At 68.8% G+C, this 13,132-nt stretch carries 10 protein-coding genes and 1 other RNA gene; 5 read left to right on the top strand and 6 right to left on the bottom strand.

Features of this window, described 5'->3' with window-relative positions:
- Positions 1-44: 44 nt before the first annotated feature.
- On the bottom strand, positions 45-425 hold the full coding sequence (locus U743_RS02660) for a YbaY family lipoprotein (protein WP_156966306.1): 381 nt from the start codon (positions 423-425) through the stop codon (positions 45-47).
- Between the two features lie 98 nt (positions 426-523).
- Between U743_RS02660 and U743_RS02655 the strand changes: the two genes are divergently transcribed.
- The 4 genes from U743_RS02655 to cydC are packed head-to-tail and all read left to right on the top strand — an operon-like array spanning position 524 to position 6,322.
- Positions 524-1,942: a cytochrome ubiquinol oxidase subunit I gene (locus U743_RS02655; RefSeq protein ID WP_043765321.1), complete on the top strand. Its 1,419-nt coding sequence runs from the start codon at positions 524-526 to the stop codon at positions 1,940-1,942.
- A gap of 12 nt (positions 1,943-1,954) precedes the next feature.
- Positions 1,955-2,956 (top strand): cytochrome d ubiquinol oxidase subunit II, encoded by a 1,002-nt coding sequence (gene cydB, locus U743_RS02650; RefSeq protein WP_043765319.1) that lies wholly within the window; start codon positions 1,955-1,957, stop codon positions 2,954-2,956.
- Positions 2,957-2,996: 40 nt separating this feature from the next.
- Positions 2,997-4,622: a thiol reductant ABC exporter subunit CydD gene (gene cydD / locus U743_RS02645; protein ID WP_043765317.1), complete on the top strand. Its 1,626-nt coding sequence runs from the start codon at positions 2,997-2,999 to the stop codon at positions 4,620-4,622.
- Positions 4,622-6,322, top strand: a complete 1,701-nt coding sequence (gene cydC / locus U743_RS02640; RefSeq protein ID WP_043765315.1) for a thiol reductant ABC exporter subunit CydC — start codon at positions 4,622-4,624, stop codon at positions 6,320-6,322. Before cydD ends, cydC begins: the two co-directional genes overlap by 1 nt.
- Positions 6,323-6,334: 12 nt before the next feature.
- On the opposite strand, the gene U743_RS02635 is transcribed toward cydC, so the two are convergent.
- A complete protein-coding gene (locus tag U743_RS02635) occupies positions 6,335-7,927 on the bottom strand; it encodes a hypothetical protein (protein ID WP_052367449.1) in 1,593 nt (530 codons plus the stop codon).
- 410 nt (positions 7,928-8,337) lie between these two features.
- Here U743_RS02635 and U743_RS02630 point away from each other — a divergent pair, with 410 nt between their 5' ends.
- The gene (locus U743_RS02630) at positions 8,338-10,083 is read left to right on the top strand and encodes an OPT/YSL family transporter (protein ID WP_043765313.1); all 1,746 of its coding nucleotides are present in this window, start codon (positions 8,338-8,340) and stop codon (positions 10,081-10,083) included.
- 4 nt (positions 10,084-10,087) lie between these two features.
- On the opposite strand, the gene U743_RS02625 is transcribed toward U743_RS02630, so the two are convergent.
- The 4 genes from U743_RS02625 to rsmI all read right to left on the bottom strand — a co-directional run bounded on the left by U743_RS02625 (position 10,088) and on the right by rsmI (position 12,997).
- Positions 10,088-10,690 carry a DUF938 domain-containing protein gene (locus U743_RS02625; RefSeq protein WP_043765312.1) on the bottom strand — a complete coding sequence of 201 codons (603 nt, stop codon included), beginning with the start codon at positions 10,688-10,690 and terminating at the stop codon, positions 10,088-10,090.
- Positions 10,687-11,046, bottom strand: a complete 360-nt coding sequence (gene arsC / locus U743_RS02620; protein ID WP_043765309.1) for an arsenate reductase (glutaredoxin) — start codon at positions 11,044-11,046, stop codon at positions 10,687-10,689. Before arsC ends, U743_RS02625 begins: the two co-directional genes overlap by 4 nt.
- 679 nt (positions 11,047-11,725) lie before the next feature.
- An RNA gene (gene rnpB / locus U743_RS18450) (RNase P RNA component class A) lies at positions 11,726-12,102 on the bottom strand.
- A 10-nt stretch (positions 12,103-12,112) separates the two neighbouring features.
- The gene (gene rsmI, locus U743_RS02615; protein WP_043770814.1) at positions 12,113-12,997 is read right to left on the bottom strand and encodes a 16S rRNA (cytidine(1402)-2'-O)-methyltransferase; all 885 of its coding nucleotides are present in this window, start codon (positions 12,995-12,997) and stop codon (positions 12,113-12,115) included.
- Positions 12,998-13,132: the final 135 nt, after the last annotated feature.

The following is a 13,132-nucleotide window of genomic DNA, read 5'->3' as shown; positions in this document are numbered from 1 at the left end:
GCTTAGCGCAGGCCCGGCCCGCTACGCGATGGGTTCGTTCGCCCTCAGGGCGGCGTCAGACGCAGCCTCCGGCGGAAGCCCTCGCCGCGCAGCGTCAGGCGCTCTTCTTCCTCACTCAGAAGCAGCCCCTCGGCGTGGTCCAGCCGGGCGCTCAGCCGGTACTCGCTGTCCAGCAGCAGCGGCTCATAAGGCAGGCGAAACTCGGCGCTGCGCGCGTCGGGCTCCAGTGCCTGCGTCACCGAGAAGACGGGCCGCCCGGCAGCGTTGCTGACCGGCACCAGCTCGACAGTCAGCGTCACCGGTGCCGTGATGGGCGCCTCCCATCGCGCACTGCCCTCGACGGCCGGCTCCCCCGGCGCGCGGCTGCATGCCGCGACAGCGAGCAGACAAAGAGCAAGCGTTATATTCTTTTTAGGATTATTCATATACTATTATTTATATTGAGCCCGATTCGCCTCGTGAGCAGCGGCTCTCTACAATGCCAGAAGGGCCGCGATACCCCCGTATCGGCGAAGGAGAAACCATGGAACTCGATCCGCTGCTGCTGTCCCGCCTCCAGTTCGCCTTCGTGGTTTCTTTCCACGCCATCTTCCCGGTTTTCACCATCGGGCTGGCCGCCTACATCGCAGTATTGGAAGGTCTGCTGCTGAAGACGGGCAACCCGGTCTGGAAGCAGCTCAGCACCTTCTGGACGAGAGTCTTCGCGGTGGTCTTCGGACTGGGCGTGGTCAGTGGTCTGGTCATGGCCTTCCAGTTCGGCACGAACTGGAGCAATTTCTCCTTCGCCGCCGCCAACTTCCTCGGGCCGGTACTCAGCTACGAGGTCGTCACGGCCTTCTTCATGGAGGCCACCTTCCTCGGCGTGCTGCTCTTCGGCCGCGACAAGGTACCGCCAGCGGCGCACTTCTTCTCCGCGGTGATGGTTTCGGCGGGCACCTTCATTTCCTCCTTCTGGATCCTGTCCGCGAACAGCTGGATGCAGACGCCGGCGGGCTTTGAGATGCGCGAGGGCATTGTGCATCTGACCTCCTGGAGCGAGGCCATCTTCAACCCCTCCTTCTGGTACCGCTTCGCGCACATGGGCCTGGCCGCCTTCCTGACCGGCGGCTTCGTCGTCGCCGGCGTCAGCGCCTGGAATCTCATCCGCAATCACGCCGTGGAGGCCAATCGGCGCGCACTTTCGATGACCATGTGGCTACTGCTGATCATCGCGCCGCTGCAGCTATTCGTTGGTGACCTGCACGGCTTGAACACGATGGAGCACCAGCCAACCAAGGTTGCGGCCATGGAGGGCAACTGGGAACGCGCCAGCCACGTGCCGCTGTTGCTCTTCGCCTGGCCGGACCAGGAAGCCGAGACCAACCGCTTGGCGGTCGGCATCCCGAACGCCGCCAGCATCATCCTCAAGCACTCTGCCGACGGTGTCGTGCCGGGGCTGAAGGAAGTCCCGGCCGACGAGCGCCCGCCGGTGGCCTGGGTCTTCTGGAGCTTCCGCATCATGGTCGGCATCGGCATGCTGATGATCGTCGCCGCGCTGGCCGGGCTCTGGCTGCGCATTCGCGGCCGGCTGTTCGAGTCCCGCCCCTTCCTGCAGGGCCTGCGGCTGATGGTGCCGTTGCCCTTCGTTGCCGTAACCGCCGGCTGGTTCACCACCGAGATCGGCCGCGCGCCCTGGGTGATCCAGGGTGTGATGACGCAGGCGGAAGGGCTCACGCCCTCGCTCACTGGCTGGATGGCGCTGTTCACGCTCATCGGTTACTTCCTGGTCTACGCGGTGGTTTTCTGCCTCGGCATCTTCTACATCACGCGCCTGGCAAGCGCGGGTATGGACGAGATGGAAAGCTCGCAGCACCACCCCGAATGGCAGCAAGCCAAGCGGCCCTTCTCGGCCGCCGAGACCGGGCTCGACGATCAACTCGATTTCCGGCCGCAGGGCGGCTAAGGGGCAGGCGCCATGGAACTCATCGACCTCACGCTTATCTGGGCCGTCATCATCGCCGTCGGCATCATCATGTATGTGTTGATGGATGGCTTTGACCTCGGCGTCGGCATCCTCTTCCTCTTCGCCCCGGACGACGGCGCGCGTGACACGATGATGAACTCGGTGGCTCCCGTATGGGACGGCAACGAGACCTGGCTCATCCTCGGCGGCGCAGGCCTGCTCGGCGCTTTCCCACTGGTCTACGCGGTCTTCCTGCCGGCACTCTACATCGGCGTCTTCCTGATGCTGGCCGGCCTGATCTTCCGCGGCATCGCCTTCGAGTTCCGCTTCAAGTCCAGCCGCAATCGCCACTGGTGGAATATCGCCTTCGCCGGCGGCTCCACCGTCGCCGCCTTTGCGCAGGGCGCCGTCGTGGGCAGCTATATCCAGGGCTTCGAGGTCGAGAACATGCGCTACGTCGGCGGGGCCTTCGACTGGCTGACGCCCTTCACGGTACTCACCGGCGTCGGATTGGTCATCGGCTACGCGCTACTGGGCAGCACCTGGACGATCATGAAGACCACCGGCGAACTGCAGGCCTGGGCCTATCGCGTCACACCGCTCCTGCTGGCGCTACTGATGGCCGTCTTCCTCATCGTCAGCATCTGGACCCCACTGACCTCGGATTTCGTACGCGAGCGCTGGTTCGGCCAGGCCAGCCTGATCTGGCTGCTACCGCTGATCACCCTCTTCTTCGCCTGGCGCATCTGGGCAACGGTCCGCAAAGGCCGCGAGTACATGCCCTTCATCGCCACCATGGGTGTCTTCGCGTTCACCTATCTTGGCCTGCTGGCGAGCAAGTGGCCGTACATCGTGCCGCCGGACCACACCATCTACGACGCGGCATCATCGCCGGCCTCGCAGCTCTTCCTGCTCATCGGCGTCCTCTTCCTTATTCCGGTGATCCTGGCCTACACGGCCTGGAACTACTGGGTCTTCCGGGGCAAGGTAGGCGCCAGTCACGGCTATCACTGAAACCGGCGCCGCCGCGGGCGCGGAGCAGGCCGCCGACTGGCTGAAACGCGAGACCGGAAGCCGCTCGCCCGCACTGCGTGCAGCAGTGGCGGCAGGCTGCGGGGCGGGTCTGTGCATCGTCGCCCAGGCCATGCTCATCGCCTGGCTGGTGGACCGCGCCGTCACCGAAGGTGCTAGCCCGAAGGTGCTGGCGCCCACCGCAGCGGCTCTGATCGGCGTCATCCTGCTGCGCGGTGCACTAGCCTATCTGCGCCGGCATCTGGCCGCCAGGGAGGCGCTGCGCCAACGCCACCGTATCCGCGGCGCGCTGATGCAGCATCTGCACGCCGCCGGACCGGCGCGGCTGGAGGACTGGCACAGCGCCGATCTGGCCAGCCGTGCGCTGCACGCCGTCGACGCCGTCGACCCCTACATCGCCAACTATCTGCCCAGCCGCCAGCTTGCCGTGCTGCTGCCGTTGATCATCGGCGCGGTCGCCGCGCTGCACGACTGGCTGGCCGGCCTGCTACTGCTGCTGACCGCGCCACTGATTCCGCTCTTCATGGCGCTCATCGGCTGGGGTGCGGCGGCACTGTCGGCGCGCTTCGAGTCCCGCCGCGCCCAAGCCGCGGCCGTCTTCGCCGATCACTGCCGCGGCCTACTCAGCCTGCGCCTGTTCAACGCGGAGAATCAGGGCACCGCGCGCGTGCGCGACTTCGCCGAGCGCTTGCGCGACGACAGTCTGCGCGTGCTGCGCGTTGCCTTCCTGTCCTCGGCGGTACTGGAGTTCTTTGCCGCCGTCGCCGTGGCGGCCGTGGCCATCTACGTCGGCATGGGCCTGCTCGGCTACATCGACTTCGGGCCGGCGCCGGAGTTGACGCTCTACAGCGGCCTCACCGTGCTGCTGCTCGCCCCCGAGTTCTTCGTTCCGCTTCGCGAGCTGGCCACGCATTACCACGACCGCGCCAGTGCGCTGGGCGCTGCCGAGCAACTGGCGCCGCTGTTCGCGTTGCCGCCGATGCGCAAGAAGGAGACGGAGCCAGCAGAGACCGTGCCAGGGCCCGTCGCCAAGCTCGAGGGCGTCGCGCTGACGCGGAATCACGGTCAGGTGCTCAGCGGGCTATCGCTGGAGCTGGCCGCCGGCGAGCTGCTGCTCCTCTGGGGCCCCAGCGGCTGTGGCAAGAGCAGCGCATTGCATGTGCTCGCCGGTCATCTGACGCCTGACGCGGGTTTCGTCACCGTCGCCGGCGGCGCGCCCGGTCGCCCCGGCGCGACAGCCTGGCTGGGCCAGCGCCCATTTCTCGCGCGCGGCAGCCTGCGCCGCAACATCGGCCTCGGCCACCCCGAGGCCGACGCCGCCGCCATCGAGCAGGCCGCCCGCCTCTGCGGCGTCATGGATTACGCCGCGGCGCTGCCCGAGGGTCTGAACACCCGTCTCGGCGAGCGTGGCCTGGGACTGTCGGGCGGCCAGGCGCAACGGCTGGCGCTGGCGCGCGCCTGGCTGTCGCGGGCACCACTGTTGCTGCTGGACGAACCCACCGCCGGACTCGACGCCGATGCCGCCGCGCCCGTGCTCGCCGCCATGCAGACGCTGCGCGCCGAGGGCCGCGCGCTCATAGTCGCTTCGCACGACCCTCAATTGCGCGAACTGGCGGATCGCGTCGTCGACATGGCGGACACTGGCTGATGCGCCCCCTGCGCGCGCTACTGCCCTACCTCGCCCTGCTGCGCCGCCGCCGCGGCACGGCCCTGATCGGCGTGCTGCTGCTCGCCGCCACCGTAGCCTCGGCGGTGGGGCTGCTCGGGCTCTCCGGCTGGTTCATCACCGCCACCGGCGTCACGGCGCTGGCCTGGGCCGCCGGCAGCCGCGTGGTCTTCGACATCTTTCTGCCCGGCGCCGGCATCCGCTTCTTTGCGCTGTCGCGCACCGTCGCGCGCTACTTCGAGCGGCTGTGGCAGCACGCGCTGACGCTGGACCTGCTTGCCGCGCTGCGCACCGCCGTATTCGCTCGCCTGGCCGCGCAACCGGCGGCGGTGCTGGCCCGCCTGCGCGACGCCGCGCTGCTCGACCGGCTGACCAGCGACGTCGACGCCATCGACAACCTTCCGCTGCGGGTGGCCGCACCGCTGGCCACGACCGCGCTGCTCGTGCCGACCGTCGCCATCCTGCTCGCCTGGCTCGCCACGCCCTGGATGCTACTGCCGCTGGGAGCCCTTAGCGCGCTGACGCTGGGTCTCGGCCTGCTGGCGCTGCGCAGCGGCATGCGGCCGGGCCGGCGCCTGCGCGCGCGCTCCGAAGCCTTGCACGCGCGACTCCTGGAGTCGCTGACCGGCCTCGCCGAGCTGCACCACGCCGGCAGCCTAAATGCCCACGCCGCGCGCAGCCGGCAGCTCGACGCACGGCTGGCGCAGGCGCAGCGCCGGCGCGCGCAGCGGCTGGGCGCGCTGGACGCGGCAATGACCACGGCCGTGCAGCTCAGCGCCGCGACTGCTCTGCTTCTCGGCCTGCTACTGCTCGACGCCACGCCGATGGGTGCGGCAGCGGCCGTGCTGGCGGCGCTGGCCCTGCTCGGTCTCAACGAGCTGCTGCCCGGCCTGCCGCAAGCGCTGTATCAGCTGGGAGAGACACAAACCGCCGCCGCACGCCTGAACCAGCTGCTGAAAGGCCCCGGCGAGGCCCCTGCCCCCGCCGAGTCGATGCAGGAAGCCGCCGAAGCGCCAGCGCTGCAGCTGGAAGGCATCGGCCTCTGGCACGCGGGCCGCCCAACGCCGGCGCTGGCCGAGGTATCACTGACGCTCGCGCGCGGCGAGCGGCTGGCCATCACCGGCGCCTCGGGCAGCGGCAAGTCGAGCCTGCTACAGGTCATCGCCGGGCTGCAGACAGCCGACGAAGGCCGCATGCACGTGCTGGGCAGACCCAGCGAGACGCTACACCCGGCTCAATTGCGAGACCGTATGAGCGTGCTCACCCAGCACAGCGAGATCTTCGCAGCGAGTGTGGCCGACAACCTGCGCCTGGCCGCGCCCGAGGCCAACGAGGCCGCGCTCTGGCGCGCGCTGCACATCGCCGCCCTCGACGAGGTCGTCGCCGCATTGCCCGAGGGCCTGGACACCTGGGTCGGCGAGGCCGGCGCGCGCCTGTCCGGCGGCCAGACGCGGCGGCTGGCGCTGGCACGCGTGCTGCTGCGCGACGCCCCCATCGTGCTGCTCGACGAGCCGGCCACCGGCCTCGACGCCGCCACGCGCGCCACCGTCTTCAGCCGCCTCGACGCCTGGCTGGCCGGCCGCAGCGCCATCTTCCTCGGCCACGACGCCGCCGTGCTGCCGCGCGCCGACCGTTCCTTGCAGCTCTACGAAGGCCACATCCGCGCAACCACGACCGATTAATCGCTCTCGCGCTTAGGGCCGCTCAGGGCTATGCGGGACGGCCTGGGAAAAATTCAGGGCGGGATTGCCGAAATCCCGGAGCTTGAACGCAAAGCCGGCCATGGGATAAGGCGTCACCGCCTGCCCCGTCGGAAAATCCAGCCGAAGCCAGCCGCTGCTCGGCGCATCGGCAAACACGTCGCTATCGGTGGGCAGCGCTATTGGCGAGTTGAGTGCAGAAGCCAGGCCACCGCTACCTATCGACAACACATTGGCCGCGTAATACAACGCGCCGGATGACGCGCTATCCGCCGCGGTGCGCTCCCCGGACTCCGTGGCGCGGTCGTAGAAGCGGTAGCGAACCGGTGCAACCTCGGCACGCCCGTTGTCCCCGTCCTGAAAGACTTCGGGGAAGCCAAGATCCGGGCAGAGACGCTCCGGCTCAGCGGCGTCGGCGTCAGCTACCACGGGCCTTGGAGCACGAGCGCGGTCCCGGCCCTCATATTTTTCCCCACCCTCGCCAACCGGTACACCACCGCTGGTGCGGGAGTTGCGCCACTTGCTGCAGCCAGCGCGTACATTCAGTGCGTTGTCGTCGGCGTCGAAGCGCTTGGTCGGAAAAGTGAGCACCCAGTCCGTTGCCGCTCCGGTCGCCGGATTGCTCGACCACTCGTTCTCCATCGAGACCACTGCAAGCGCCTCCGTCACCGCCTCGAGTCCGGAGGTACTCCACAGCCCCTCGTGCGAGGCCAGTGTCGGCTCGAACATCCAGGGAGGGTATTGCGCCGTCATCAGATTCTGCCCCAGCCCCCAGCCGGCGATGTGCTGGGCCGGAACGGCGGCCCCCGTTCCGGTGGCCTGGTTGACCAGGCCGACGCTGACCTTCAGCGGTGCGGCACTGACGAGCGGACCATAGTTCGCCCCCCCACGAGCCTCGGGGTCCCCGGAACCTTCAACGCCGTGAATGGCCCCGCTGGACTCACCCCATTGATCAGTCGTATTGCCGAAGGCGCTGGCAACCGCCCCGCAATCACGAGGCTCGCCATTCTCGTGCTCGGCGTCCCAGGGCACATCGAGAACACGACCATCATGGACGGCCTCGCCCATGACCAGCACCTCGATATAGCCTTCCGTCATCCTGGCTACTGATCCAATTGTCCCCGTGTAGTCTGAATCCTGGGATTCTCCTGCTGGCGCGAGAATGAGGTTTTCCGAGTAGCCGGTAAAGTCCCCGGATAGACCTTCGCTCCGAAGCCTTGAAGGGGCCGTGCAGGAGCGGTCAGCAGTCTTCATGACCGGCGGCGCGCCCTCGCGATCTTCCCGGCTCAGCCAACCAGCCCAGGCATCGCCGGGCGCGAGTGCGATGGTGAAATTCAGGATGTCGCGACCATTGCGGGCCTCGAGAAAGCGCACCTTGACCGCCAGCGAATTCGCCGTCGTGTTCGTGATGTTCAGCAGCGTGCGCCAGTCGTCGTTGACCGTGTAGTAAGGCACGACGACGGCGCTGCCCTTGCCGTCCAGCGATGCCGAAAGCGTCTGTGCGCCAGATGGCTGTGCAACGAACAGCGCAATGGCCACGGCAGCAAGCACGCGGGCAGTACCGATGATTGTCTTGGTACGGTTCATGTTCCCCTCCCCCTGTATCTGTCGGCGCCTTCTCGCATGACCGTATGCGACAGACGCTGCTTGTCGGCCCCGACATCCAGCCGCTGAAACGCTCGGGCTCCGTGTGCGCTACCCGAGTCCGAATCCTGAGCGTGCTCGCGCGTGCGCCGAATAGCAAGCCGCACGGCTTACCCCCCCCTCGTTACAACATAACTAACTGATCTACAACGTTTTTTATAAAACCCACCGGGGCAGGGGCGCCGGCGCGATACCCGCGACGAACTAGGGCGCCTTCTCGCTTCCAGGACGCGCCGCCACCATCGACCGGGTTGGCTCGCCACTACCCATTCCAGGCGCCACATCGGCATCGAAGTTGATCTACGCGGCCCGCAGCGTCGTGCAACGCTTCGCGCTGCGCTTAAACTGCCACCATGCAGGCGAAAGCCGAAACCGCGAGCGCGCTGACGGCGCGCGCGCTGCTCACCGGGGCGGTGCTGGGGGCGCTGCTGGTGCCCTGCAATGTCTACAGCGGGCTGAAGATCGGCTGGTCCTTCAACATGTCGATCGCCGGCGCTTTGCTGGGGCTGGCCTTCTGGCGGCTGGCCGGGCAGCTGCTCGGTGCGCGCGCCTGGGGACTGCCCGAGAATCTCGTCAACCAGACCACGGCCTCGTCGGCGGCCTCCATCGTCTCGGGCGGGCTGGTCGCGCCGATCCCGGCGCTGGCGCTGCTCGGCGGGCCGGTGCCCGAAGGCGCGCTGTTGATGCTCTGGGTCTTCGCGGTCAGCGTGCTCGGGCTGGGCATCGCCGCGCTGCTGCACGGCCGCTTCGTCGCAGCCGGCAATCTGCCCTTCCCGGCCGGCACGGCCGCCGCCGAGACACTGCGCGATATCCACGGCGACGGCGCGGAGGCGCGCAACCGCCTGCGCTGGCTGGCGGGGGCGGCCGGGGTATCGGCGGCGCTCAAGCTCGTAGCCGAGACCACGGGCGCGACGCTGCGCGCGACCCTGCCGGGCAGCCTGCCGCTGGACGGCGCGCTGCCGTCGGTGGGCTTGCGCCAGCTCGGCATCGGCATCGACGGCTCACTGCTGATGATCGGCTTCGGCGCCATCATCGGCCTGCGCGCGGGGCTGTCGCTGGCGCTGGGCGCGCTCGTCGCCTGGCTTGGGCTTGCGCCCTGGCTGCTGGCCAGCGGCGTCGTCGCCCCCGGCGAGCCGGGCACGGTCTGGTTCGGTGTGCTGGTGGAGTGGCTGATCTGGCCCGGCGTTGCCATGATGACCACCGGCGCGCTGGCGAGCCTGTGGCTGGGACGACAGCGGCAAAAGGAAGCCGGAGCGGCGCCGCCGCCGGGCCTGCCGCTACCTAAACCCGTACTCGCCGCGGGTGCAGTGCTGGCGGTGGCGCTGGTTGTCGGGCTGCAGCTGGCGCTCTTCGATACCCCGCTGCTGACGGCTTTGGTCGCCGTGCTACTCGCCGGGATACTGGCGATGGTGGCCGCGCGCGTGGTCGGTGAGACCGGCATCCCGCCCATCGGTGCCCTGGGCAAGATCGCGCAGCTGGGCACCGGCAGCCTCGCGCCGGGCCTGCCGGCAGCCAATCTGATGGGTGCCAACGTCACGGGCGGCGCGGCCGGCCAGACTGCCGATCTGCTCAACGATCTGAAGGCGGGCGCTCTGCTGAACGCCGCACCGGCGCCGCTGTTTGCCGCGCAGCTGCTGGGCGTGGCCGTGGGCAGCATCGCCGGTACGGCGAGCTATCTGCTGCTGATTCCGGACCCCGCTGCCCAGCTGCTGACCCCGGAGTGGCCGGCGCCGGCGGTGGCCACCTGGAAGGCCGTGGCGGAAGTCATGGCCGGCGGTCTGGCGGCGCTGCCGCCGCTGAGCGTTACCGCCGCAGTGCTGGGCGCACTGGCCGGGCTGCTGCTGGCCTGCTGGCAGCATCGTGCACCGGCGCGACTGGCAGCTTGGGCCCCCAGCGCCAGCGCCGCCGGACTGGCCTTCGTCATCCCGGCCTGGATCGCCTTCGGGCTCTGCCTGGGTGCGCTGGCCGCGCGCCTGCTGGAGCGGCTCGCGCCGCACCGGGCGGCACGCGCGCTGCTGGCCACGGCCGCCGGGCTGGTGGCCGGCGAGAGCCTGGCCGGCGTCGCCGCCGCGATGGCGCAGCTGCTGGAGAGTGGCTAAAGGGTCAGCGGGTCCAGACCAGACAGTAGTTGTTCGCCGGCATCGCCTGGGTGGCCACGCGCCGCAGGCCGATGCTCTCGGCCAGGGCATCGACATCGGCCATGTCGCGGATGCCGCGCTCGGGATCCTGCGCGCGCAGCTGGGCGTCGAAGCTGGCATTGCTCTGGGCGGTGTGAACACCGTCGCGCTTGAAGGGCCCGTAGATCACCAGCGTTGCCGCCTCGGCGAGCAGCCCGCCGAGGCCACGGAAGAGCCGTTCGACCTCCGCCCAGGACAGGATGTGTAGGGTATTCGCCGAGAAGACCGCGTCGAAGCAGCCGTCCGGCCAGTCGCCGTTGACGTCCAGCGCGATCGGCGGCGGCGTGTTGGGCAACGCGGCCTCCCCCAGCCAGGCGCGAACGCCCGGCAGATGCGCCGGCACATCGCTGCATTGCCATTCCAGCCAGGGCATGGCTGCAGCGCAATGCGCGGCATGCTGGCCGGTGCCACTGCCGATCTCGAGCAGACGCTGGTGATCGGCGAAGGCTTCGCGCAGCACGCCGAGGATAGGCTCGGCGTTGCGTGCAGCCGCCGGCGCGAAGGGCTTGTCAGCCGTCGAGCCGCTCACAGCAGCTCGCGCACATTCTCCGGCGGCCGTCCGATGACCGCCGTCTCGCCGCGCAGCACGATGGGACGCTGCAGCAGCTTCGGATTGTCGGCAAGGATCTGCAGCCAGTCGGCGCGCAGCCGCGTGTCGTCTGGCTTGAGCTTGAGCGCCTTCGCCTCCGGCTCGTTGAAGCGCAGCATCTGGGTTGGGTCGCCGCCAAGCGCGGTGCACAGCATGTCCAGCTCGCCGAGTTCCAGTGGCGTCTTCAGGTACTCGACAATGCTGGGGTTCATGCCCTCATCCTGCAGCAGTTTGAGGGTCTCGCGGCTCTTCGAGCAGCGTGGGTTGTGATAGATCGTGATCGGTCCGTGGCTCATGAATCGTCCTCGTGATGGCGATGGGCGGCCTCTTCGGGCGCCGTCGCTGTTTGGCCCCGTCAATTGGCGATGTCAAAGGCACAGGGTAGCCAATCATGGTCGCCGAAGATGCCGCGCGGGGGCACCTCCGCGACGAAGCGCACGCAAGCCGGCTTCGAGAAGCGCATTGTCGGGCGATGCTCGACCCACTCCGCGAACAAACCCGGAGCGGCTTGCTGGTGGGCGAGCCCGGAACGGCTTGCCAGCGACAAGCCGCAGCCCGGCGAGCGCCCGAGCCATGGATGGCTCGGGCCGGGCCACTTAGCGAGGCCCGGATGACCGAGCTTAGTGGCCGCGGGTGAGCCCGACCGAAGCGCCGGTGGCGCTTCGCATGCGGGCGAACGCCCGGACAAGGATGTCCGGGCCGGGGGTGGTTCGGGCACGGCGGCAACGCCACGGATGGCCACGCCACCGTCGCGCCAGAACCCTCGACCGGTCGCGTTGCTCGCACCACAACCGCCCAGGAATAAAAAGGAGCCGGCCTGTAAGCCGGGGCGAGCCGGGACCGGCTTGCCAGTGGCAAGCCGCAGCTCGGCGAGCGCCGCGGCCATGGATGGCCGCGGCAGGGTCACTTAGCGAGGTCGGGAAGACCGAGCTTAGTGACAGCGGCGATCGCTGCACCACGACCGCCCATGAATAAAAAAGGAGCCGGCCTGTAAGCCGGGTTCTGTCAAGAACAGCCATTCCTCTAGGACGCACGTCACCGTGCGCCTCAAGCAGCCTACCCGGAAGCCGCGCGCGGGCCACGCGCTGGCGGTCATGCCGCCCTGCTTCCCTATTTGGCCTTGCTCCGGACGGGGTTTGCCGTGCCACGAACCGTTACCGGCCGCGCGGTGCGCTCTTACCGCACCCTTTCACCCTTACCTGTGCCGCGATCCGAGGATCGGGCCATCGGCGGTCTGCTCTCTGCTGCACTTTCCGTCGGCTCGCGCCGCCCAGGCGTTACCTGGCGTCCTGCCCTGCGGAGCCCGGACTTTCCTCCCCCGCTTGCGCGGCGGTGGCTGTTCAGCCGACTCCGCTAACTATTCTACGCCTCCGGCGCCTGCGAGTCGCCCGCCTCTGCCAACGCCAGGGCGCGGCGGTAGACGGCGTTCCGCCGTTCGCCAAGCGCCTCCGCTGCCACGCGCGCGGCGCGCGACGGCTCCATGTCACGCAGCAGTGGACGCAGCAGCGCGTCGATATGCGCCTGCGTGTCGCGCGCTGGTCCCGGGCCGATCATGACGACGAACTCGCCACGCAGCCGATCCGCATCCCCGGCAAGCCATTCCGGCAGTTCCCCGGCGGAACCGCGCCAGTGCTGCTCGAAGCGCTTCGAGATCTCACGCGCCACTGCCACCAGACGGTCAGCACCCAGTGCCTGAGCCAAATCGTCGGCCAAGCCCTGGATGCGGTGGCTCGACTCATAGAGAACGATGGTGTGCGGCCAGTACGCGTGCTCGCTCAGCCATTGCCGACGCGCAGCCGGCTTGGGTGGCGGAAAGCCGAAGAAGCTGAAGGCGTCGGAGGGCAACCCCGCCGCAGACAACGCGGTCACAGCCGCGCAGGGGCCGGGCAGCGCGATGACCGGAAGCCCGGCCTCGCGCACCGCCGCCACCAGCCGATAGCCCGGATCGGAGACCAGCGGCGTGCCAGCGTCACAGACCAGGGCCAGGCTCTGGCCCTCCGCAAGCCGCGCGAGCAGCGTGCCCGCAACCTGCTCCTCGTTGTGCTCGTGCAGCGCAGTCATGCGCGTACGCAGGCCGAAATGCCCGAGCATGCTGCCTGTAGTGCGCGTGTCCTCGGCGGCGATCAGATCGACGCTGTCGAGAATCTTCAACGCGCGCGGCGACAGATCGGAAAGATTGCCGATCGGGGTGGGTACGATGTAGAGGGTTCCGGCAACTGCCGCCGGCGTCGGGCTCGGCTCGTTCAAGGCCGCCTCTTCGCTATGCGCATGCCATACTTTACGCATGAATCTCGCGTGCCGATGGACTGCGCTGGCTGGCGCAGCTGCAATCCTGCTCGTCACCACCGGATGCGTCAGCGCGCCGCGCGAGCGGGCGCCGGA

It is taken from the genome of Algiphilus aromaticivorans DG1253 (genome assembly GCF_000733765.1).
GTDB classification, from domain to species: Bacteria; Pseudomonadota; Gammaproteobacteria; order Nevskiales; family Nevskiaceae; genus Algiphilus; species Algiphilus aromaticivorans.
The sequence above is the reverse complement of the archived record's forward strand: the minus strand, read 5'-3'. Positions and strand labels throughout refer to the sequence as shown.

Excerpts from the sequence above, each read along its gene's own strand:
- U743_RS02660 (WP_156966306.1), bottom strand. The coding sequence starts at position 425 with ATGAATAATCCTAAAAAGAATATAACGCTTGCTCTTTGTCTGCTCGCT.
- U743_RS02655 (WP_043765321.1), top strand. The coding sequence starts at position 524 with ATGGAACTCGATCCGCTGCTGCTGTCCCGCCTCCAGTTCGCCTTCGTG.
- cydB (WP_043765319.1), top strand. The coding sequence starts at position 1,955 with ATGGAACTCATCGACCTCACGCTTATCTGGGCCGTCATCATCGCCGTC.
- cydC (WP_043765315.1), top strand. The coding sequence starts at position 4,622 with ATGCGCCCCCTGCGCGCGCTACTGCCCTACCTCGCCCTGCTGCGCCGC.
- U743_RS02635 (WP_052367449.1), bottom strand. The coding sequence starts at position 7,927 with ATGAACCGTACCAAGACAATCATCGGTACTGCCCGCGTGCTTGCTGCC.
- U743_RS02630 (WP_043765313.1), top strand. The coding sequence starts at position 8,338 with ATGCAGGCGAAAGCCGAAACCGCGAGCGCGCTGACGGCGCGCGCGCTG.
- arsC (WP_043765309.1), bottom strand. The coding sequence starts at position 11,046 with ATGAGCCACGGACCGATCACGATCTATCACAACCCACGCTGCTCGAAG.